The 310-nt window shown below is 65.8% G+C and carries 1 pseudogene; it reads left to right on the forward strand.

From position 1 onward, the window contains the following. Positions 1–13: 13 nt before the first annotated feature. Positions 14–310: pseudogene (locus PL597_RS26240) on the forward strand (iron-containing alcohol dehydrogenase); the annotation flags it as partial.

Below are 310 nucleotides of genomic sequence, written 5' to 3' on the forward strand. Positions count from 1 at the left end.
GCTGGTGCACGGCATGGCGCATCCGCTCGGCGCTTTTTACAACCCGCCGCACGGCGTGGCGAATGCCATCCTGCTGCCGCACGTGATGCGCTTTAATGCTGAGGCGACCGGGGAAAAATATCGCGACATCGCCCGGGCGATGGGCGTCAGGGTGGAAGCGTTAAGCCTGACCGCCGCGCGCGAGGCGGCAGTAGAGGCGGTCTGCCAGCTTAACCGCGATGTCGGTATTCCCGGCCATCTGCGCGAGGTGGGCGTCAGGAAAGAGGATATTCCGGCGCTGGCCCAGGCGGCGCTGGCGGATGTGTGTACC

The sequence above is a fragment of the Agrobacterium sp. ST15.13.013 genome, assembly GCF_027956525.1.
Classification (GTDB): domain Bacteria; phylum Pseudomonadota; class Alphaproteobacteria; order Rhizobiales; family Rhizobiaceae; genus Agrobacterium; species Agrobacterium salinitolerans.